The sequence below is a fragment of the Mesorhizobium sp. L-2-11 genome (genome assembly GCF_016756595.1).
Lineage (GTDB): Bacteria > Pseudomonadota > Alphaproteobacteria > Rhizobiales > Rhizobiaceae > Mesorhizobium.
The window spans coordinates 4,214,824-4,233,805 of record NZ_AP023257.1 but is presented as its reverse complement, the minus strand read 5'-3'; the positions used below and the strand labels follow the sequence as shown (position 1 = coordinate 4,233,805).

Genomic DNA, 18,982 nt, shown 5'->3' with positions numbered 1-18,982 from the left:
GTGCCGGCAATCTCTTTGGTCATCGTCCATCGTCCATGCGGTCACTCGCCGCGAACGGCAAGCCTATATGCCGTCCGGCGCCATATCAGGTCCAGCGCTTTCGGCGGCGGTCTTTCGCCGGCCGACGATACGTTCGCGGTAAAGTGCATAGAGGCCGGAGCCGACGATAACGCTAGCGCCGAGGATCATCGGCAGGTCAGGAACGTCGCCGAAGACGAACAGGCCAAGCAGGATCGACCAGAGCAGGGCCGTGTAGCGGAACGGCGCGATGAACGAGATGTCGCCCATCCGCATCGCCATGATGATGAACTGGTAACCGATGACCACGAGCACTGCCGCCAATGCCAGCAACGCCGTGCTCTCCCCCGTCATCGGCGTCCACCCGCCCATTGGCAAAAGCAGCGCCGCGCCGAGCATTGTCATGGCGAGTGCCGTGGTGGTCGACACCAGCAATGTCGGAATGGCTTGCGGTATCCGCCTGGTGGCGAGGTCACGCACCGCACAACAGGCGACACAGGCCAGCGCCAGCACCGAATAGATGCTGAACCCCTCGAAGCCGGGCCGCACGATGATCAGCACGCCGGCAAAACCGATGGCGATGGCCAGCCAGCGCCGCCAGCCGACGCCTTCGTTGAACACAAGTGCTGCGCCCATCGTCACCGCCAGCGGCAGCGCCTGCAGCACGGCCGAGACATTGGCAATCGGCAGATGGGCAAGGGCGATGAGAAACGACACGGTAGCACCGGCTTCGCCGGCGACGCGCACCGCAACCATCGGTTGCAGCATCGAGCCGGACAGGGCAAGTGCACCGCGTTGCCAGGCAAGCAGGCCAACGAAAAGCGAAGCGAAGGCGCCGCGGATCAGCATGACCTGCGCCATGTTCATGGATTCCGACGCGACTTTGGTGATCGCGTCGTTGAGGGTGAAACCACTCATGGCCACCACCATGAACAGCGCGCCGCGAAGATTTGGGGAAAGAAGCAAGGGCGTTACCACTGTGGTTCTGCATCAAGCCTCTACCAGCCGGCGGCAAGACAGCAACGTCAAAGGGCTGGGCCACAGCCTTTCGGCGGCTCGTTAACCTCCTCGCAAGAGTGGCAGGATCTATTTCGGCGGTACGACCAGAAAAATCAGCCGCCGGTGACGCTCATATGCCGCGACACCGAGGGACGGTTGGTGCGGCGGTCGATGATGAAATCATGGCCCTTGGGCTTGCGGCCAATGGCTTCGTCGATGGCGTCGGCGACCAGTTCGTTGCCTTCGGATGCACGCAACGGTGCGCGCAGGTCGGCGGCATCTTCCTGGCCGAGGCACATATAGAGCGTGCCGGTGCAGGTCAGCCGGACGCGGTTGCAGCTTTCGCAGAAATTATGCGTCATCGGCGTGATGAAGCCGAGCCTGCCACCGGTCTCGGCGACGTGGACGTAGCGGGCCGGACCACCGGTCTTGTAGGGGATGTCGGTCAGCGTGAACTGTCGCTCAAGTGCTGCGCGCAGCAGCGACAGCGGCAGATACTGGTCGGTTCGGTCGGCGTCGATCTCGCCCATCGGCATGGTTTCGATGACCGTCAACTCCATGCCGCGGCCGTGCGCCCAGCGCAGCATCTCGGGCAGCTCGGCGTCGTTGAAATCCTTCAGCGCCACCGCATTGAGCTTCACCTTCAGCCCAGCCGCCTGCGCAGCATCGATGCCTTCCATGACCTTGTCGAGATTGCCCCAGCGGGTAATCTGACGGAATTTTTCCGGGTCCAGCGTGTCCAGCGAGACGTTGATGCGCTTGACCCCGCAATCGGCGAGTTCAGCGGCAAAGCGCGAAAGCTGCGAGCCGTTGGTGGTCAGCGTCAGTTCTTCCAGAGCGCCGCTTTCGAGATGACGCGAAATCTGGCGCACCAGATGCATGATGTTCTTGCGCACCAGCGGCTCGCCGCCGGTGAGACGCAGTTTCCTGACGCCCTTTTCGATGAAAACCGTGCATAGCCGGTCGAGCTCTTCCAGCGACAGCAGATCCTTCTTGGGAAGGAACGCCATGTCCTCGGCCATGCAATAGGTGCAGCGGAAGTCGCAGCGATCGGTGACCGACACGCGCAGATAGCTGATCGTGCGTCCAAAAGGATCGATCATGTCCATGCTGGTGCGTTTCCTCGGCTGCGAACGGCATCGTTATATATGGCTATGTGATACGATCCAACCTGTCATTCAAGATAAGAAGTTTCGACCTTGGGCAGCATCGCGCCGCCGACAGATCGTGTCGGAAGTTTCGAAGCGGCCTTTTCCCGCAGCGCGAAGCGGCGTAGGGAAGGACAGATGATGCGGAACTTATCACCATGACGGCGCCGAAGGAACTCAGGGTCTCGAAGGATCGCAGGCTGCTTACCGTGACGTTCCCTGGCCATCAGCCGTTCGAGCTGCCGGCGGAGCTGCTGCGGGTGGCCTCGCCATCGGCCGAAGTGCAGGGCCATTCGCCCGAACAGCGTGTGACCGTTCCCGGCAAGCGCAACGTTCAAATCCTGAAGATCGAACCGGTCGGCAACTATGCCGTCCGCATCACTTTCGACGATTTTCACGATACCGGCATCTTCACCTGGAACTATTTGCATACGCTGGGCCATGAGAAGGACGCACGCTGGGCCGCCTATCTCGCCGAACTGGAAGAGAAGGGACTAAGCCGCGATCGGTAACTCCGGCCCGTCGTCAAAGCGTCACGGATTTTGGAGTAGCGCGGCAAAGGGCTCGGAGTCGAAAACATGTCCGTCATCACCACGGTCGAACAGCTCGAAGCACTCTATGGCCTGCCCGGCGAGACCTCGCTGGTCAAAGAACTCGACCATGTTATCCCTGAATACGCCGCCTTCATCGAGGCCTCGCCTTTTGCCGCGCTCGCGACCAGCGGGCCGGAAGGGCTGGATTGCTCGCCGCGCGGCGATCTCGCCGGCTTCGTCCGCATCCATGATCCGAAAACCCTGATGATACCGGACCGGCGCGGCAACAACCGTGCCGATTCGCTAAAAAACATCATTCTCGATCCGCGCGTCGGCCTGTTGTTCCTGGTCCCAGGCTGCGGCACGACGCTGCGCGTCAACGGCCGCGCCCACATCACCACGGATGCCGCGCTGTGTGCCTCGTTCAGCGTCGATGGCCGACCGGCGCGTTCGGTCACGATCATCGATATCGATTCGGTCTATTTCCAGTGCGCCCGCGCCATTGTCCGGTCGGAACTGTGGAACCAAGCGAGGCATGTCGACCCGAAATCGCTGCCGACACCGGGAAAAATCCTGGAAATCACCAGCCGGAAAGGCATCGACGGCGAGGCTTACGACAGGGAATGGCCGGAGCTTCCAGTGCGCCCGCGCCATTGTCCGGTCGGAACTGTGGAACCAAGCGAGGCATGTCGACCCGAAATCGCTGCCGACACCGGGAAAAATCCTGGAAATCACCAGCCGGAAAGGCATCGACGGCGAGGCTTACGACAGGGAATGGCCGGAGCGCGCAAAGAAGTCGATGTGGTGAGCAGCTCGCTCCGCGAACTCCATCTTTGTTTGAGCATTGGATTTTTCCCAAACCGATTTCCACCCCCCGGGTCGGGCCCTGGGTCGGGATCGAGGGCGGGCTTTTGGGTCCGACGCTCCGTCACGCTTCCCTAAGCACGTCGGCAATCTTGCGCATCTGCTCGCCGATCATGTCGCATTGCTCCGGTGTCGACTGGCTCATCGCTTTTTCGATCAGCGCCATATGGACCTTCAGCGCCTGCATCAGCAGTTCCGTGCCGGCTTCGGTCAGGGTTAGCCGCAGCACGCGCTTGTCCTTCTGATCGCCTTCGCGGCGCAGCAGGCCGCGTGTCTCGAGTTGCGGCAAAAGCATGGTGATGTTGGAGCGGCCGACCAGCAGCCGGCGGGCGAGATCGTGCTGCGACATGCCGGGATGGCGATAAAGGTTCATCAGCACGTCGAGCTGCGCCGGCTTCAGGTCCAGCGGCGCGAGCTTCACTGCCAGCGTGCGTTCCAGCACATGGCAGGCGCGCGCCACCGCGACCCAGTTGCGGAAACGCGGGTTGTCCCAGGGCAACTCTTGTTTAATGTTCATATTTGAACTATTATGTTCATGCTTGAACGAATGGATGGATCGCCACTATGGCATCATTTGGATTGAAGGTCATCCGGGGCGTGTTTGCCGCCGCCGAACATTTGGCTCCCCGCCTGACCGGGCGCGCGGCATTCGAACTGTTCTGCCGCACGCCGAACGCCAAGATCCTCAGCGACGGCGAGCGACGCGCCGTCGACCGCGCCGCCGGCTTCATGAACGAGGCGCGCCATCATCGGCTGAAGACCAAAAACGGCTGCGTCATGGTGCATGAATTCAGGCCAGAGCCGGGCAGGCGGGCCGCCGGCACGGTGCTCGTCATCCATGGCTGGCGTTCGCGCACCGAATATATGCGCACGCTGATCGAAGCCTATCGTGACGCCGGTTACAAGGTTGTCTCGCTCGACCTGCCGGGCCACGGCCAATCGCCGGGCCGCCGGCTCACATTGGTCAGCGCTGTCGAGGCCGCACGGCTGACCGGCGAATGGTTCGGCCCGTTCGTGGCGGTCGCCGGCCATTCCTTCGGCGGTGCCGTCGCCGCCAATGCCGTCGTCGGTTCGGTCAAGGGCATTCCGCCGCTGGCGACCGGGCGGCTGGTGCTGATCGCGGCACCGAGTTCGCTGCCGGCGATCTTCAACGATTTCAGCCGCATGCTCAGTGTCGGCCCACGCTCGCAGGCCGCCATGGCCGACCGGGTCGAACGCATCTCCGGCCGGCCGCTGCACGAATTCACCGGCGATCGCCAGCTTGCCAGCACGCCGGTGCCAACGCTGGTCATCCATGCGTCGGACGACCGCGAAGTGTCCGCCGACCATGCAAGGCTCTATGCCGGCGCCGGCGACCATGTGCGGCTGTACTGGGCCGACGGGCTCGGCCACCGCCGCATCCTCGCCGACAGGGGCGTGGTCGAGCGTGCGGTCGGCTTCGTTGCCGAACACCGGGAGTCGGTATCGCTGCATTAAAGAGGGCAAGAGTGATGCCGAGCGCGAAATTGCCTGGCTGGATCAAAATCAGCCGGCGATGGTGAAGAACCAGGTGATTTCGACCCGACTGGCCCGCCCGGAAGACGTGGAGTTCTTCATTAGCTCACTAAAGAAAGCCGGCCTCCAGATCGAAGACTAACTTTCACTGCCACGCGTGAGCAACGCCTGGAATTCTTCCTGTAGGATACCGTTAATTACCTTCCGTCACTGCAAGCAATCGGCCATCGTCCGCGACGACGGTTTGCTTGTCGCTGCACGGGTTCTTGGCAGCGTCGGTTGGAGGAAGCGGTGGAAATTTGGCCGAAGCGACTAATGCAATTCGTTCTTCCCGCCCTGCTGTTCACCACAGCCGGTTCGGCGCAGGACGCACAGGATCTCGCGAAAAAGCTGTCCAATCCGGTCGCCTCGCTGATCAGCGTGCCGTTTCAGTTCAACTACGACAGCGGCTACGGCCGGACGACGGCATCGGCGTGCGGGCGGGCATTGCCCTGCTGTACCCAAGGAAATGAGGAGCGACGCCGCCCACATCGGCTTGCCCACTACGCGATCAAATCTGCGAGATGAGAGGATCGAAGCATGAAACCAATCCACGGCAATCTTTCCGCGCTGATGCTGCTGCTCGCCGCATCCACGTTCCTTGCCGGTGCCGGTGTCGCCTATGCGGATGTATCGGCGCAAACACTCAAGTCGCTCGGCGCCCATGACAAGATTGAGACCAGCGCCGGAACGCTGGAGTTCAAGGACGGCGTGCCGACCGCCGAAACGGCGCAGAAGGTCTACGACACGCTGGACTTCACCAACGCCCTCAACGCCTACAACAACAGCTTCCGCGGCGCCTCTGCCCTGGGGATCGCCAAGGGCGTCGAGGAAATCGGCGCCAAGCCCGGCGATGTCGTCATCTTCTCCGAACTGATGGATGCGAATTCGCTGTTCCTGACGGCCAATGCCGACACCATCTACTACTTCACCGTGCTCGACCTGAGCAAAGGCCCGATTGTGATCGAGCAGCCGTCGAACGCCGTCGGCACGATCAACGACATGTGGTTCTCCTGGATCATCGACATCGGCGGCCCCGGCCCCGACCGCGGTCTCGGTGGCAAATATCTGATCGTAGGCCCTGACTATGACGGCCCGCTGCCGGAGGGCGGCTACTTCATCGGGCATTCAAAGACTAACTTCGCGCTCTATGCCGCGCGGGCCTATCTCGTCGACAACGACCCCAAGCCGGCGGTCGAGAACGTCAAAAAGAACCTGAAGGTCTATCCCTACCAGCCGGGCTCCTACGGCACCAGTGTTGCGCAAGCTCTCGAAGGCACGGTGCGTATCGCCGGCGAGCCGAAGATTCCCGAGACGAAGTTCATCGAGGGCAGCGGGCTGTCCTTCAATACGATTCCGCCGAGCGACTACGGCTTCTTCGAGATGATCAACGAAAACGTCCAGAACGAGCCTGCCACCAGTTATGACGTGGAGCTCGCCGGACAGCTTGCCGCCATCGGGATCGTGCACGGCAGGGAATTTGCGCCCGACGAGCGGATGAAGAAGATTCTGTCGGATGCGGCCGCCTTCGGCCAGGCGACCGGGCGGGCACTCAACTGGCGCTACGCCATGCAGCATCCCGATTGGACCATTTATGAAGGTTCGCGGTGGGGCAGCATGCTGTGGGAGGGCGGCGCATTCTTCGAGACGCCGCCGCCGCTCTTCGAACAGGGCATGTTCAAGCCGCTTGCACCGACTGGCGCGCGCACCCTCGATTCGCGCACCGCCTTCTACTACGGCTACACGCTCGACTCGCCTGGCATGATCATGCGCATTCCAGGCGTGGGCTCGCAGTATCTGATGGGCTTCCTCGATGCCGACGGAAACCCCTATGACGGCGCGAAGACCTACAAGGTGACGCTTCCCAAGGACATCCCGGCCGAGGCCTTCTGGTCGTTCACGCTCTACGACAACCAGACGCGCTCGATGCTGCAGACACCGCAAAAGTATCCGCGCGCCGGCAACCAGAGCTATCCCTCACCCGCCGCCGAGGCCGCCGCCGACGGCACAACGACCGTCTACTTTGGCCCGACGCGGCCCGAAGGCGTGGCACGGGGCAACTGGATCCAGACAGATCCGGAGAAGGGCTGGTTCACGCTCCTGCGCCTCTACAGCCCGCTGCCGTCATTCTTCGACAAGAGCTGGCGGCCGAGCGAGATCGAGCTGATTCGATAGGAGGAGCCATCGGCTGACGACGAAAACAGAGGGGAGATTTCGAGAACTCAAGTGGAGAGGACATCAATATGCGCCCATGTTAGCGCAGATAGGTCCGCAGATCCGCAATGGGCTCAATCGAGCCGTTCATCGCTTGCCGTGGACGACTTGGCGTACTTTCAGCGCGATGCCCTCTTAAACAGCGACGGCTTCGTCCTGCGTGTAAAAATCGACCGCTTCGAGGAAGAGTGCTTCCTTGCAGCCGAATGCGTTGAGGCTGGTCGAGTTGATTCCCATCGCCGGCGGCGCCAACGCCTGACCTGAGCGCTATTTGCTGGAGCCGGAGCGGAGCCAATTCGCTTCGGCTGCCACCGTTGTGAAACTGTTCTGCAACAGAGACGTTCTGAAATTTATGAAAGCTTAACGAAATCAGTATGAATCGGTGTAGTCGCGCCCTACATCCATGATGCGGTGGGCGAGACCGTCAAGCGATGCGGAACGGGAGCCGGCTGCAGCCGGAGCGGGTGATTCCATGAAATTCCTCGGAAACAAAGCAACCGTGATGCCGCTTGCGGCGGTCGCGGCAATGCTGGCCTTCGGCGTCCCGCAGGCAGACGCGCAAGGGTTTTTCGAGCGGCTTTTCGGCGGTGGTGTCAGGCATTCGCGGCAAGGTGATTTTCCCCTGCCGCCGTCGAGGCAGAGGCTGAAATACAAGCCAAGTGCAACGGCGCGCGCTGCCTCTCGGATCAGCAGCCCGTCCTATTACACCTACAAGAGCGATCCGCTCGTGCGCGTCGACTTCTCGACGCTGACGGCAGCGCCGGAGCCGGCAATGCCACAGGACGCCGCATTCCAGCCAACTTCCGCCACCGGCGCTGCCTTTCGCGAAGCGATTGCCGGACTGGACGATTACGAACTCTACGCCGAGAAGGACATCGCCAAGGCGCTCGTCGCCTATTACGCGGCCAATCCGGATTTCATCTGGGTGACGGGAGCCAGTGCCAACAGCCGCGCGCAAGATGCGGTGCGGGTGCTTGGCGAGGCGACGAGCTATGGCCTCACGCCGGCCGACTATACGGTTGAAGTGCCTGCCGCCGGCGCATCGACCGGCAGCGCCGATGCGCGGCTGCAGGAGCTCGTCCGCTTCGAGATGGCGCTGTCAGCGCGCGTCTTGCGCTATGTCCACGACGCGCACAATGGCCGCGTCGATCCCAATCGAATCACCGGCTACTATGATTTCCCGGCCAAGCCGCTCGACATGGAAGGCGTGCTGAAAACGCTGACGCGCACCCAGCAGGTGCGCACCTATCTCGAATCGCGGCATCCACAGAACGCTGAATACCAGGCGCTGCGTGTCGAACTGGAAACACTTCAGGCCAGCGCCGACGACGAGATCGTCGTCGATCCCAAGCTGTTGCTGAAGCCGGGGGAGACCAGCCCGGAACTGCCAAAACTTCTGACGAAGATCGCGCGCAATCTCGACGACGAGATGGGCGGCGCCTATGGCGAGATATTGGCCACGCTCGCCACCAGCGAGGTCTATGCCCCGGAACTGGTGCCGGTCATCAAGGCGGTGCAGAAAAAGGCTGGCATGAAGGGCGACGGCGTCATCGGTCCGCGCACCGTCGCGGCGCTAGTCGGGACGTCCAAGGCCGACAAGATTCAAAAGGTGCAGGTCGCGCTGGAAGAGTTGCGCTGGCTGCCATCCGATCTCGGCAGCCCGCGTGTCTTCATCAACCAGCCGGCATTTACCGCGAGCTACATCGAGAATGGCGAGGAGAAGCTGAAGACCCGCGTCGTCATCGGCAAGACCACCAACCAGACTTCCTTCTTCTACGATCAGCTCGAGCAGGTCGACTTCCATCCCTATTGGGGCGTGCCGCAGTCGATCCTCGTCAACGAGATGCTGCCCCGATTGCGCAGGGATCCCGGCTATCTCGACCGCGCCGGCTATGAAGTGGTCAACGCGCGCGGCAAACGCATTCCGTCCTCCTCGGTCAATTGGGGCGCCTATGGCGCGAAGATACCTTATGGCGTGCGCCAGCTGCCGAGCGAGGCCAATGCGCTGGGCGAACTGAAGATCCTGTTCCCCAACAAGCACGCCATCTACATGCACGACACGCCGCAAAAGACCTTTTTCCAGCGTGACATGCGCGCGCTCAGCCATGGCTGTGTTCGCCTGCAGGATCCGCGCGGCATGGCGGCCGCCGTGCTCGGCACCTCGGTCGACTATATCGCGGAGAAGCTGAAGCACGGACATGCGACCGAAAAGGTGGCGCGCAGGATCCCGGTCTATGTCGCCTATTTCACCGCCTGGCCTGATATGTCCGGCAAAGTCGAATATTTCAGCGACGTCTACGACCGCGATATGCGGCTGCAGCAGGCCCTCGACAGCACGGAAGCAGTGCGCTCGCCGGCGATCTGAGGACGCTAACGCAGGGAGAGCGGGCGCCGGAACCGGCCGCGCCGCCAGGGGATGCGGCGATCTATTTGGGTTCGGCTGTCACCGGATCATAGTTGATTTCGACCTTCGCCTTGTCGGTCGTGTAATAAATAACGGTGTAGGCGCCGCTGTCCCAGGCGACCTCGTCGACATAGCGAAAGTCGTCGCGCTGCTCGACTTTGGCGATTATCTGCGACAATTTCTTGGCATTCTGCGGCGGCAATGGACTTCCGTCTGCGGCAAGGGCCGGTTCACCGAAAAAGAGAACTACGACGCCTGTCGCCAAAACAAATCTGAACATGGCTTTCCCTCACTTCTCGCGAAAGTAGAAACTCGCGGCCATGCAGGTTTGTTCCGGGCAGGTTTGTTCCGGGTTCCGGAATGGACACAAGCGAATTGCGCCGACGCATCTTGTTGTCGTTGCTCATGCTAATGCGTTTGCAACTCGTCGGGGAAGAGGTGGGCCAAGGCCGTGTCGAACGTGAGCTCCAGAGCGTCACCCGGTTGAAAGACCTTGTCTTCATCGAAGGCCGCAATGAGTTCACTGTTATCGCGAAGCGTCAGGTCCACGACCGTCTCGCTGCCCAATCGCTCGGCATGTGCCACGATGCCATGCAGCAAGCCTTTTCCAGACTGCACCGCCCGCAGGTACTGCGGACGGACACCCAGGATGGCCTTGCCGTCTTTCCGGAAGGCGCGCCTTCTGGTCGCTACCCTGACTGGTTCCAGGGACTGGTTGCCAACCATTGCCGCTTCGCCATCGAGGTCGAGGACCTCGACGTTGAGGAAATTCATCGACGGGGCTCCCAGGAAGCCGGCTACGAACCTGTTGGCCGGTTCGTGATAGAGCTCCATCGGCGCTCCGATCTGCATGACTTGACCGTCCTTCAGGACGACGATCCTGTCAGCCAGCGTCATCGCCTCGACCTGGTCGTGGGTGACATAGATCGTCGTTGTGCCCAGTTGCCTGCGCAGCCGGCCGATTTCCATGCGCATGTCCATGCGCAGCGCGGCGTCGAGGTTGGAGAGCGGCTCGTCAAACAGGAATACAGCCGGTTTCCGCGTGATTGCGCGCCCGATGGCGACGCGCTGGCGCTGGCCGCCCGAAAGCTGACTCGGGCGGCGGTCGAGCAAATGTTCCATCTGCAGGATGCGTGCGGCCTCGGCGACCTTCTGCTGCTTTTCCTGCCTGGAAGCGCCCGCGATCGTCAGGCCGCACGCGATATTCTCGCGCACGGTCATGTGCGGAAAGATGGCATAGTTCTGGAACACCATCGCAACACCACGTTGCTTGGGCTGGAGCTGGTTGACCACCCGGCCTCCGATCTCGAGGGTGCCTTCGGTTATGTCCTCGAGCCCGGCGATCATGCGCAACAAGGTGGACTTCCCGCAGCCCGACGGTCCGACAAAGACGACGAATTCGCCGTGGTTGATATGGATATCGACGCCCTTGATGATTTCGGCGCGACCGAAGGATTTCTTGACGCCCTTGAGTGAGACCTCAGCCATGAGCGATGGCTCCCGTTTCCTGATTCATGTGCGGCAATTCGGGATCACCGATCGATTGGTCGGCCTTGAGGAATAGCCGTGCCCGCGTTTGCCGTCATGGGCAGACCGGCCGTCCGAGATCCAAGGGTGTTTGAGCGCGAAAGCCATGTAGTCAGCCCTTCACGCCGGTCGAGGCGATCGACGCAATGAAGGCGCGCTGCAGCAACAGATAGAAGACCAGCACCGGGACGGTGATAAGGGTGAGATAAGCCATGACTTCGCCCCAGGCGACGTTGAGTTGAAAGAAGTAGCCGAGGCCGACCATGACCGGGCGATAGCTTTCCTGCTGCACCACGATGAGCGGCCAGAGATATTGGTTGTACATGACGAGGAATTTCAGGATCGCGGCAGTCGCCAGAACCGGCCCTGAAAGCGGCATGACGACGCGATAGTAGACCTGCCACCAATTGGCGCCCTCAACCCGGCTTGCCTCGATCAGCTCGCCCGGCAGCCCTTTGAAATACTGCACGAACAGGAAGATCGTCAGCCCGTCGGCGATCCACGGGATGATCTGCACCCGGTAGCTATTGAGCCAGCCCCAGTGCAGCCCATCAAGCCCGATCCAGGGCAGTTTCGAGACCAGGAGCAGGAGCGGGATAGCGATGGTCTCGAAAGGGATGATCAACGTCGCGATGACGATCGAGAGCAGGACATCGCGCCCCTTCCACTGCAGGAAAGCAAAGGAGAATGCGGCCAGCGAACAGATCAGCAGCGAGAGAAGGACGGTCGCCCCTGTGACCAAGACCGAGTTCAGGACGAACAGGCCAACCGGCGCCCGCCGGAACGCACCGAAATAGTTGTTGAGGCTGATGTCGCCGACGGGCAGGAAGGCACGCAGGCTGGCCGTGTCTGCGAGGAGCTGACTGTCCGGCTTGAAGCTCGAGTTGATCATGAAGACGAGCGGAAAGACGAAGATCAGCGCAATCAGGCAAAGCACCAGATAGCGGACGAACAGCCTGAGGCCGTAATTGTCGGGATTGACGGCCATCTCAACGCTCCCGTGTCAGCCAGCGCTGGATGAGTGAGATCGCCAGCACGATCGCGAACAGGATGACCGAGATGGTCGAGCCGCCGGAGATGTCCTGCTTGCCGTAGCCGCGCTCGACCGCCTGGAAGACCAGGGTCTGGGTGCTGTCGAGCGGACCGCCACTGGTCATCACGTCGATCTGGGCGAAAAGCGCGAAGCCCTGCATGGTGATCACGACAAGGACAAGCACGGCGGTGTTGCGCAGGCCCGGCCAGGTGACATAGCGGAAGGTCTGCCATCGCGAAGCCCCCTCGATGGCGGCGGCCTCGTAGAGCGTGGGACTGATCGTCTGCAGCCCCGCCAGCCAGATGACCATATGGAAGCCGACGGCCTGCCAGATCGACATGGCCATCACTGAGGGCAGCGCGGTCGATGGATTGCCGAGCCAGTCGACGGGCTGGAAGAGGCCGAAGGTGAGGGCCTGGAGGATGCTGTTCAACAGCCCGTTCTGGCCGTCATAGATGAACCTCCAGAGGAGCGAGACCACGACGATGGAGACCACCACCGGCATGAAGTAGATGGTGCGGAACAGGTTGATGCCCCTGACCCTGTGGTTGATCAGCAAAGCAAGCATCAGTGCCAGGCTGCCCTGGACCGGCGCCACGACCAGGACGAACAGGAAGGTGTTTACCAGCGCCTTCATGAACACAACGTCGCTGGCGATGACGACCATGACGTTTTCGCCGGACTGCCAGCGAAACCACTCGCGCATGCCGCGATACTGAGGATAGTCGTCGCTACGGGTGATCGCACGTAGGCGGGGATACTGGATTTCGCCGGCCTCGTTTCGGATCATCTCGCCAGCATCGTTGCGCTCTGGCTCGAGGGTGACCACCGCAAGGCCCAGGAGCTGCTGATAGTTTTCCAGCCCGACGAACTGGGTGGGGTTCGGCGACAGCAGCCTCTGATTTGTCAATGACAGACCGATCGCGAAGAAAAACGGCAGGACGATGAATGTAAAGATGAGTGCGAAGCCCGGCAGGGCGAATGTCCAGCCCGCCCGGTTCGACAGGGTTAGTTTCGACGCCATTTGCGATATCCGCCCAGCAAGCCAGAGAGGGTGGAGTCCGCGGCTGGCGAGGACCCCGGCGCGACAGGACTAGCGGTGACCGTAGCCACCATTGCTTTCGATGTCGGCGTCGATCTCGTCGACCGCCGCGTCAAGCGTGTCGGCCACATCGGCGCCATTGGCGATATCGGCCAGTGCCTTGGTGAAGACCTTGGCCTGGACCACGTAGCCCGGGGTAACCGGGCGCACCAGGGCTTGTGCCTTGGAGAGGTCGAAGAACACCGCGAGCGGGCCGCCGTCCTTGTAGTTCTTCGTCATCTGCGCCGCCGAGGGCGTCGGCGGGATCAGGCCGATGCCGTCGGAGAAGGCGGCCAGGTACTTGTCCTGCGCGGCGAACTTGATGAACTCGGCAGCACCTTCCGGATGCCTGGACTTGGCCGAGACACCGAACTGCCAGGAGCCCGCGCCGATCTTGTTGCCGGCGCCGAAATCGGGGGCTGGAAGGAAGACAACGTCATCGACGGCTTCCATCGTTGCCACCGCGCGCCAGTTGCCGTTCCACTGGAAGGCGAACTTGCCGCCGATGAAACCGGTCTGCTGATCGGCCGGGTCCTCGCTGGTGCCAGGCGCATAGCCTCCGGTGAACAATGATTGCCACCACTTGCCAAACGCTTGCGCGGCCTCGCCGTTCAGCGCGCCTTCCGCGGTCTTGTAGGTCGAACGGTCGACAATGTCGCCGCCGAAGCTCTGCAGGAACGGCGAGAAGGCATAGGAATACCACTCGGCCTGGTCGTTCATGCCGAGATCAAGGGCAAATTCATACTTGCCTGAGGCCTTGGCGGCGTCGAGCGCGGCCATGAATTCCTCGCGCGACCAGGGCTTGTCGAGGGTCGGGGTGCGCAAGCCCAATTCATCCAGCGTCGACTGGCGTGCAAAAAGCGCCACCGCCGCCTCCCACAAACCGACCGAATAAAGCTTGCCATCCCACACGCCTTTGGCGCCGGGCAGGAAGTCGGCGAACTCGCTCTCGTCGATCGGCAGCGGCTGCAGATAGCCGGCCCAGGCCCAATTGGGCATGACGGGCCCGTCGACATCCAGGATGTCGGGCAGGTTGCCTGCCAGGGCCGCCGCCGCAACGGAATCGTTGTAGCTCTTCTCGGGGAAGCTCTCGATGGTCACCGTCCAGTCGGACTGGCTGGTGTTGAAGTCAGAGATGATCTGGTTGAGGATTCGCGACTCCACCTCATTGCCGGCGCCGTGATACCACATGGTCAACTTGGTCTGCGCCAGCGCGGGCGCACACAGACAGGTCGACGCGATCACCACACTGGCAAGGTGCTTTGTCAGTTTCATCGCTTGTTCCTCCGTTTTGACTTAAAGACGCTGGCTGGATCCAAGGTCGAGGCCGCCAGGACAGCGGGCAGGGAAGCCAGCGCCCTGGTTTCGGGTCGGCCGCTACGAAGCCTTGATGGGGTCCAGCAATGTTCGCGGAAGCCGGACGCATTTGCAATTGCGCAGTTTTCATCTGGTCGGAGCAGGAGGTCGACGGCGATTTCCCCTCGTCAGTTCGCGGGCCACTGAGATAGCAGTTCACCTAGGACGCTTTTATCGCCCGTCAACTTTCTCCCGGCCATGTGCAATGTGCTGCTTGAGCGATTGCAAGGGTAGACAGCGCTTGGTGATGTGTCCCCAGGCGAATCGCATGAACCGGATCATGGCAAACCTGGCGATGAGGCGGAAGTTCGAAGCGTAGGCGGCTGCGAAGCAGATGAAAGCTTTGCACGGGAAGGGGGCATTGGTGGGCGATGCAGGGATTGAACCTGCGACCCCACCCGTGTGAAGGGTGTGCTCTCCCGCTGAGCTAATCGCCCGCTCGTTGCCCGAAGGCCAAGCGCGCCGCGATATAAGGGAGGCCGGCCGGGGAAGTCAAGGCGATGTCCGGGCGTTCCGACGAAGACCGAAATGCAACTCCGCCGGGAGCGGCCCGGTCGCCGTCGCGCTCAGTGCCCGGCAGCGGCAATCAGCCGTTCGGCCAGAGCAAGCGTCAGCGCATCGAAATGCGAGATCACCGCCGACGGTTCGAATTCGCGCACATGGCGGTCGGTGTAGCCGAAATCGACCGCCACCACCGGAATGCCGGCCGCCTTCGCCGTATCGATGTCGGTCTGCGAATCACCCACCATCAGCGCGCGGTGCGGATCGCCGCCGGCGAGCAAGATAGTTTCGGTCAGATGGCGCGGGTCGGGCTTGCGGAACGCAAACGTGTCCTGACCGCAAATCGCCGCGAAATGCTTGGCCAGGCCGAGCGCCTCGATCAGCGCCACCGAGTTGGCTTCGTATTTGTTCGTGCAGACGGCCAGGAGATAGCCGGCTGCCTCAAACCGGGCGATTGTCTCGACGACGCCGGGGTAGGGGCGCGATTTGCCCGGGATGTTGTCGGTGTAGTGATCGAGGAACAGCTTTAGCAATCGGTCGTGTTCCTCCACCACCAGCGATCTCTGCTGCGCGGCGTGCGCGCGCTCGATCATCACCCGGCCGCCATGGCCGACGAAACGCTTGAAGCCGGCCTCGTCGACGGCTGCGAGTTCGCTGGCGGCAAGGCTGTGGTTGAGGCTGTCGAGCAGGTCCGGCGCTGTGTCGACCAGCGTCCCGTCAAGGTCGAACACGATGATCGGTCGGGTCATGGCCTGTCCTGTGACGATTGCGCTACCGGCAGGCGATAGCCGCTGCAGCCCGTCCGGGCAAGCCGTGCCTGGTTAATGCACAGGGCAAAGTCTTTGACCGGACGGGCAAAGATGCTAGGAGCGCCGAAACAAGCGAAATCCGGGGCAAACATGGATGCGAGGCAACTGAAGGTCGAGGCCGCGCGGGCGGCACTTGCCCATGTCAGCGATGGCATGCGGCTTGGCATCGGCACCGGCTCAACGGCCGAAGAGTTCGTTCGGCTGCTCGCCGAAAAGGTCGCCACCGGCCTTACCGTTATCGGCGTGCCGACCTCGGAGCGCACCGCCATCCTCTGCGGCGAGCTTGGCGTGCCGCTTTCAACGCTGGAAGAAACGCCCGAGCTCGACCTTACCATTGACGGCGCCGACGAGATCGATCCGGAGCTGACGTTGATAAAGGGCGGCGGCGGTGCGCTGCTGCGCGAAAAGATCGTGGCGGCGGCTTCCGCCCGCATGATCGTCATTGCCGACCGTTCGAAGATGGTCGAGACGCTCGGCCGTTTTCCACTACCGATCGAGGTCAACCCGTTCGGCCTGCGTGCCACGGAAATCGCCGTCGCGGCGGCAGCCGGAAGGCTCGGCCTTTCCGGCCCCGTCACATTGAGGATGACGGGAAGCCAGCCTTTTGTTACAGACGGCGGCCATTTTATCCTCGATGCATCTTTTGGCCGCATTCCGGATACAAGAGCGCTTTCGAATGCTCTCCATGCCATTCCGGGCGTGGTCGAGCATGGTCTTTTCATCGGGCTGGCATCAGCGGCCATCATAGCCGGCGACGGCGTCCAAACCGTCCATGCCGCTCGAAAACCAGGGAGTTCTACCGATCATGATGTTGCATAACCGGGTTCGCCGTTTTTCCGCAATTATGGCAGCTTCGGCCGTCTTTGCGTTTTCGTCACCGGCGTTCTCGCAGGACGTCAGCGAGGGGCATCTTAAGGCAGCCCGCGCCGCAGTCGCGGCGATCCACGCGACGGACCCGTTCGACAACATCCTGCCGCAGGCCGCCGCCGCGCTTCAGCAGCAGCTTATCCAGAAGAACCCGGACATGCAGGAACTGATCGGCAGGACGGTTGGCGAAAAGGCTCTGGCGCTGGCCTCGCGCCGCGCCGATCTCGAGAAGGAAGCGGCCCTGGCCTATGCCAAGGTATTTTCCGAAAAAGAGCTTACCGAAATCGCCGCTTTCTACAATTCCGATTCCGGCAAGAAGCTGCTCGACAGCGGCCCGGGCGTGACGCGTGACCTGCTCAAGGCCGCCGAAATCTGGCAGAACGGCGTCGCTCGCGATCTCGCCCAGCAGGTCGGCGAAACGCTGGCCGCGGCAGCAAAGGCCGCGGCACCGGCAAATGCCGCGGCTCCGGCTGATGGCACGCAGCCGGAAGCACCGAAGAACTGAGCATATTTGCCGGCGGCGTTTTCGCTGCTGGACCGGAAAGCCCGCCTCGGTTGCGCGTCCGATAGGATGCGCGGCGTCCGGGCTTTTCTTTTGGTGGTTCGCAGCCTACTTCTCAGACATTTTTGAAGGGCAAGGAGCCGCACCATGGCCGTCTATGACTACGATCTTTTCGTCATCGGCGGCGGCTCCGGCGGGGTGAGGGCGGCGCGCATGGCGGCGGCACTCGGCAAGCGCGTCGGCATTGCCGAGGAATACCGCTATGGCGGCACCTGCGTCATCCGCGGCTGCGTACCGAAGAAGCTCTATGTCTATGCCTCGCAATTTCCCGAGCACTTTGCCGACGCCGCCGGTTACGGCTGGACCGTGCCGCAGGCGAGCTTCGACTGGCAGACACTGGTTGCCAACAAGGATCGCGAGATCAGCCGGCTGGAAGCCATCTACAGGAAAAATGTCCAAGGCGCCGGCGGCGAGACGTTTCAGTCACGCGCCATGCTGGTCGATCCGCATGCGGTGCATCTTCTCGGCGAGGACCGCACCGTCACCGCCGACCAGATTCTCATCGCCACCGGCGGCCGCCCGGCACCGCACCCGGCTCTGCCCGGCCATGAGCATTGTATCTTTTCCAACGAGGCCTTCGATCTCAAGGAATTGCCTGACGCGATCATGATCGAGGGCGGCGGTTATATTGCGGTCGAATTCGCCAACATCTTTCACGGCCTCGGCGTCGATACAACGCTGGTCTATCGCGGCAAGGAGATCCTCTCCCGCTTCGACATGGATCTCAGGCTCATGCTGCACGAGACGATGGAAAAGAAGGGGATAAAAATCCTCTGCCATGCCGTATCCGAATGGGTCAGGAAGCGTCCGGACGGGCGCCTCGACGCTGTCGTCACCGGCGGCAAGGTGCTGACGGTCGATCAGGTCATGCTCGCCATCGGGCGTCTGCCCAACACCGAAAACATGGGGCTTGAGGGCGTCGGCATCGAGATGACCAGGACCGGCGCTATCCATGTGGACCAATATTCGCGCACCAGCATCGACAACATCTGGGCCATCGGTGACGTCACCAACCGCGTGCAATTGACGCCGGTGGCGATCCATGAGGCGATGTGTTTCGTCGAGACCGCCTTCAAGGCCAACCCGACCGCGCCCGACCATGAAACGATCGCCACCGCGGTCTTCTCACAGCCCGAGATCGGCACGGTCGGCCTGTCGGAAGACGAGGCCATCAAGCGTTTTTCCGAAGTTGACATCTACCGCGCCAGCTTCCGGCCGATGCGCAATACACTGTCGGGCCGCGACGAAAAGATGCTGATGAAGCTGGTGGTCGATGGCGCCTCGAAAAAGGTGCTCGGCGCTCATATCCTCGGGCCTGATGCCGGCGAGATGGCGCAGCTTCTCGGCATTCCGCTGAAGGCCGGGCTAACCAAGGATGACTTCGATCGCACGATGGCCGTGCACCCGACCGCGGCGGAAGAACTCGTCACCATGTACAAGCCGACCTACCGGGTGAGGGACGGCGAGCGCGCCTGACGTTTTCCCCACCCCGTCGCCAACGGAGCACTCGATGCTCGCAAGCAATGGCGCCGC

The 18,982-nt window shown here is 62.0% G+C and carries 18 protein-coding genes, 1 tRNA gene and 3 pseudogenes; 12 read left to right on the top strand and 10 right to left on the bottom strand.

Annotated features, from left to right (window positions below):
* Positions 1-63: 63 nt before the first annotated feature.
* Positions 64-984, bottom strand: coding sequence for a DMT family transporter (locus tag JG739_RS20300; protein WP_202363102.1), 921 nt, complete (start codon positions 982-984; stop codon positions 64-66).
* Positions 985-1,130: 146 nt separating this feature from the next.
* Positions 1,131-2,126, bottom strand: coding sequence for a GTP 3',8-cyclase MoaA (gene moaA, locus JG739_RS20295; protein ID WP_123151330.1), 996 nt, complete (start codon positions 2,124-2,126; stop codon positions 1,131-1,133).
* Positions 2,127-2,323: 197 nt separating this feature from the next.
* On the opposite strand from moaA, the gene JG739_RS20290 reads away from it, so the two are divergent.
* The 3 genes and pseudogenes from JG739_RS20290 to JG739_RS35430 all read left to right on the top strand — a co-directional run.
* A complete protein-coding gene (locus JG739_RS20290) occupies positions 2,324-2,677 on the top strand; it encodes a DUF971 domain-containing protein (protein ID WP_292592261.1) in 354 nt (117 codons plus the stop codon).
* 66 nt (positions 2,678-2,743) lie between these two features.
* A pseudogene (locus JG739_RS20285) lies at positions 2,744-3,331 on the top strand (pyridoxamine 5'-phosphate oxidase family protein); the annotation flags it as partial.
* A 1-nt stretch (position 3,332) separates the two neighbouring features.
* Positions 3,333-3,506 (top strand): annotated as a pseudogene (locus JG739_RS35430) (pyridoxamine 5'-phosphate oxidase family protein); the annotation flags it as partial.
* 120 nt (positions 3,507-3,626) lie between these two features.
* On the opposite strand, the gene JG739_RS20280 reads toward JG739_RS35430, so the two are convergent.
* Positions 3,627-4,079, bottom strand: coding sequence for a MarR family winged helix-turn-helix transcriptional regulator (locus tag JG739_RS20280; RefSeq protein WP_077378063.1), 453 nt, complete (start codon positions 4,077-4,079; stop codon positions 3,627-3,629).
* Between the two features lie 47 nt (positions 4,080-4,126).
* On the opposite strand from JG739_RS20280, the gene JG739_RS20275 reads away from it, so the two are divergent.
* The 5 genes and pseudogenes from JG739_RS20275 to JG739_RS20250 all read left to right on the top strand — a co-directional run bounded on the left by JG739_RS20275 (position 4,127) and on the right by JG739_RS20250 (position 9,674).
* On the top strand, positions 4,127-5,038 hold the full coding sequence (locus JG739_RS20275; protein WP_202363101.1) for an alpha/beta hydrolase: 912 nt from the start codon (positions 4,127-4,129) through the stop codon (positions 5,036-5,038).
* Entirely contained in the window at positions 5,004-5,198 is a 195-nt protein-coding gene (locus JG739_RS20270; RefSeq protein WP_202367722.1) for a hypothetical protein, read from the top strand. The genes JG739_RS20275 and JG739_RS20270 overlap by 35 nt, the downstream gene beginning before the upstream one ends.
* A 173-nt stretch (positions 5,199-5,371) precedes the next feature.
* Positions 5,372-5,512: pseudogene (locus JG739_RS20265) on the top strand (transporter); the annotation flags it as partial.
* Positions 5,513-5,635: 123 nt separating this feature from the next.
* Positions 5,636-7,270, top strand: coding sequence for a DUF1254 domain-containing protein (locus tag JG739_RS20260; RefSeq protein WP_202363100.1), 1,635 nt, complete (start codon positions 5,636-5,638; stop codon positions 7,268-7,270).
* 511 nt (positions 7,271-7,781) lie between these two features.
* Entirely contained in the window at positions 7,782-9,674 is a 1,893-nt protein-coding gene (locus tag JG739_RS20250) for a L,D-transpeptidase family protein (protein WP_202363099.1), read from the top strand.
* Between the two features lie 61 nt (positions 9,675-9,735).
* Here the strand turns inward: JG739_RS20250 and JG739_RS20245 are convergent, their stop codons facing one another.
* Together JG739_RS20245 and JG739_RS20240 are read right to left on the bottom strand one after the other, a co-directional pair.
* On the bottom strand, positions 9,736-9,993 hold the full coding sequence (locus JG739_RS20245; RefSeq protein WP_202363098.1) for a PepSY domain-containing protein: 258 nt from the start codon (positions 9,991-9,993) through the stop codon (positions 9,736-9,738).
* A 128-nt stretch (positions 9,994-10,121) separates the two neighbouring features.
* Positions 10,122-11,147, bottom strand: coding sequence for an ABC transporter ATP-binding protein (locus JG739_RS20240; RefSeq protein ID WP_244749964.1), 1,026 nt, complete (start codon positions 11,145-11,147; stop codon positions 10,122-10,124).
* Between JG739_RS20240 and JG739_RS35425 the strand changes: the two genes are divergently transcribed.
* Positions 11,059-11,277: a hypothetical protein gene (locus tag JG739_RS35425; RefSeq protein WP_244750004.1), complete on the top strand. Its 219-nt coding sequence runs from the start codon at positions 11,059-11,061 to the stop codon at positions 11,275-11,277. The two genes, JG739_RS20240 and JG739_RS35425, sit on opposite strands and share 89 nt — an antisense overlap.
* Positions 11,278-11,352: 75 nt before the next feature.
* On the opposite strand, the gene JG739_RS20235 is transcribed toward JG739_RS35425, so the two are convergent.
* The 5 genes from JG739_RS20235 to JG739_RS20215 form a co-directional block, all read right to left on the bottom strand.
* The gene (locus JG739_RS20235; RefSeq protein WP_202363096.1) at positions 11,353-12,228 is read right to left on the bottom strand and encodes a carbohydrate ABC transporter permease; all 876 of its coding nucleotides are present in this window, start codon (positions 12,226-12,228) and stop codon (positions 11,353-11,355) included.
* Between the two features lies 1 nt (position 12,229).
* Positions 12,230-13,297, bottom strand: a complete 1,068-nt coding sequence (locus JG739_RS20230; protein ID WP_202363095.1) for a carbohydrate ABC transporter permease — start codon at positions 13,295-13,297, stop codon at positions 12,230-12,232.
* 69 nt (positions 13,298-13,366) lie between these two features.
* Complete coding sequence (locus tag JG739_RS20225) at positions 13,367-14,629, bottom strand: ABC transporter substrate-binding protein (protein ID WP_202363094.1); 1,263 nt, start codon at positions 14,627-14,629, stop codon at positions 13,367-13,369.
* 443 nt (positions 14,630-15,072) lie between these two features.
* Positions 15,073-15,147 (bottom strand) — tRNA-Val (locus JG739_RS20220).
* 129 nt (positions 15,148-15,276) lie between these two features.
* Positions 15,277-15,960: a phosphoglycolate phosphatase gene (locus JG739_RS20215; protein ID WP_202363093.1), complete on the bottom strand. Its 684-nt coding sequence runs from the start codon at positions 15,958-15,960 to the stop codon at positions 15,277-15,279.
* Positions 15,961-16,110: 150 nt separating this feature from the next.
* Between JG739_RS20215 and rpiA the strand changes: the two genes are divergently transcribed.
* From rpiA to gor, 3 genes are all read left to right on the top strand, one after another.
* Positions 16,111-16,839 (top strand): ribose-5-phosphate isomerase RpiA, encoded by a 729-nt coding sequence (gene rpiA / locus JG739_RS20210; protein ID WP_202363092.1) that lies wholly within the window; start codon positions 16,111-16,113, stop codon positions 16,837-16,839.
* Positions 16,826-17,392 (top strand): DUF2059 domain-containing protein, encoded by a 567-nt coding sequence (locus JG739_RS20205; RefSeq protein WP_202363091.1) that lies wholly within the window; start codon positions 16,826-16,828, stop codon positions 17,390-17,392. Before rpiA ends, JG739_RS20205 begins: the two co-directional genes overlap by 14 nt.
* A gap of 144 nt (positions 17,393-17,536) precedes the next feature.
* Positions 17,537-18,925, top strand: coding sequence for a glutathione-disulfide reductase (gene gor, locus JG739_RS20200; protein ID WP_202363090.1), 1,389 nt, complete (start codon positions 17,537-17,539; stop codon positions 18,923-18,925).
* The last annotated feature ends 57 nt before the right edge of the window (positions 18,926-18,982 follow it).

Coding starts and splice junctions, on each gene's coding strand:
- JG739_RS20205 (WP_202363091.1), top strand. CDS start 16,826: ATGATGTTGCATAACCGGGTTCGCCGTTTTTCCGCAATTATGGCAGCT.
- JG739_RS20275 (WP_202363101.1), top strand. CDS start 4,127: ATGGCATCATTTGGATTGAAGGTCATCCGGGGCGTGTTTGCCGCCGCC.
- JG739_RS35425 (WP_244750004.1), top strand. CDS start 11,059: ATGCGCAACAAGGTGGACTTCCCGCAGCCCGACGGTCCGACAAAGACG.
- JG739_RS20250 (WP_202363099.1), top strand. CDS start 7,782: ATGAAATTCCTCGGAAACAAAGCAACCGTGATGCCGCTTGCGGCGGTC.
- JG739_RS20215 (WP_202363093.1), bottom strand. CDS start 15,960: ATGACCCGACCGATCATCGTGTTCGACCTTGACGGGACGCTGGTCGAC.
- JG739_RS20290 (WP_292592261.1), top strand. CDS start 2,324: ATGACGGCGCCGAAGGAACTCAGGGTCTCGAAGGATCGCAGGCTGCTT.
- JG739_RS20280 (WP_077378063.1), bottom strand. CDS start 4,079: ATGAACATTAAACAAGAGTTGCCCTGGGACAACCCGCGTTTCCGCAAC.
- JG739_RS20225 (WP_202363094.1), bottom strand. CDS start 14,629: ATGAAACTGACAAAGCACCTTGCCAGTGTGGTGATCGCGTCGACCTGT.
- rpiA (WP_202363092.1), top strand. CDS start 16,111: ATGGATGCGAGGCAACTGAAGGTCGAGGCCGCGCGGGCGGCACTTGCC.
- JG739_RS20235 (WP_202363096.1), bottom strand. CDS start 12,228: ATGGCCGTCAATCCCGACAATTACGGCCTCAGGCTGTTCGTCCGCTAT.
- JG739_RS20245 (WP_202363098.1), bottom strand. CDS start 9,993: ATGTTCAGATTTGTTTTGGCGACAGGCGTCGTAGTTCTCTTTTTCGGT.
- JG739_RS20230 (WP_202363095.1), bottom strand. CDS start 13,297: ATGGCGTCGAAACTAACCCTGTCGAACCGGGCGGGCTGGACATTCGCC.
- moaA (WP_123151330.1), bottom strand. CDS start 2,126: ATGGACATGATCGATCCTTTTGGACGCACGATCAGCTATCTGCGCGTG.
- gor (WP_202363090.1), top strand. CDS start 17,537: ATGGCCGTCTATGACTACGATCTTTTCGTCATCGGCGGCGGCTCCGGC.
- JG739_RS20260 (WP_202363100.1), top strand. CDS start 5,636: ATGAAACCAATCCACGGCAATCTTTCCGCGCTGATGCTGCTGCTCGCC.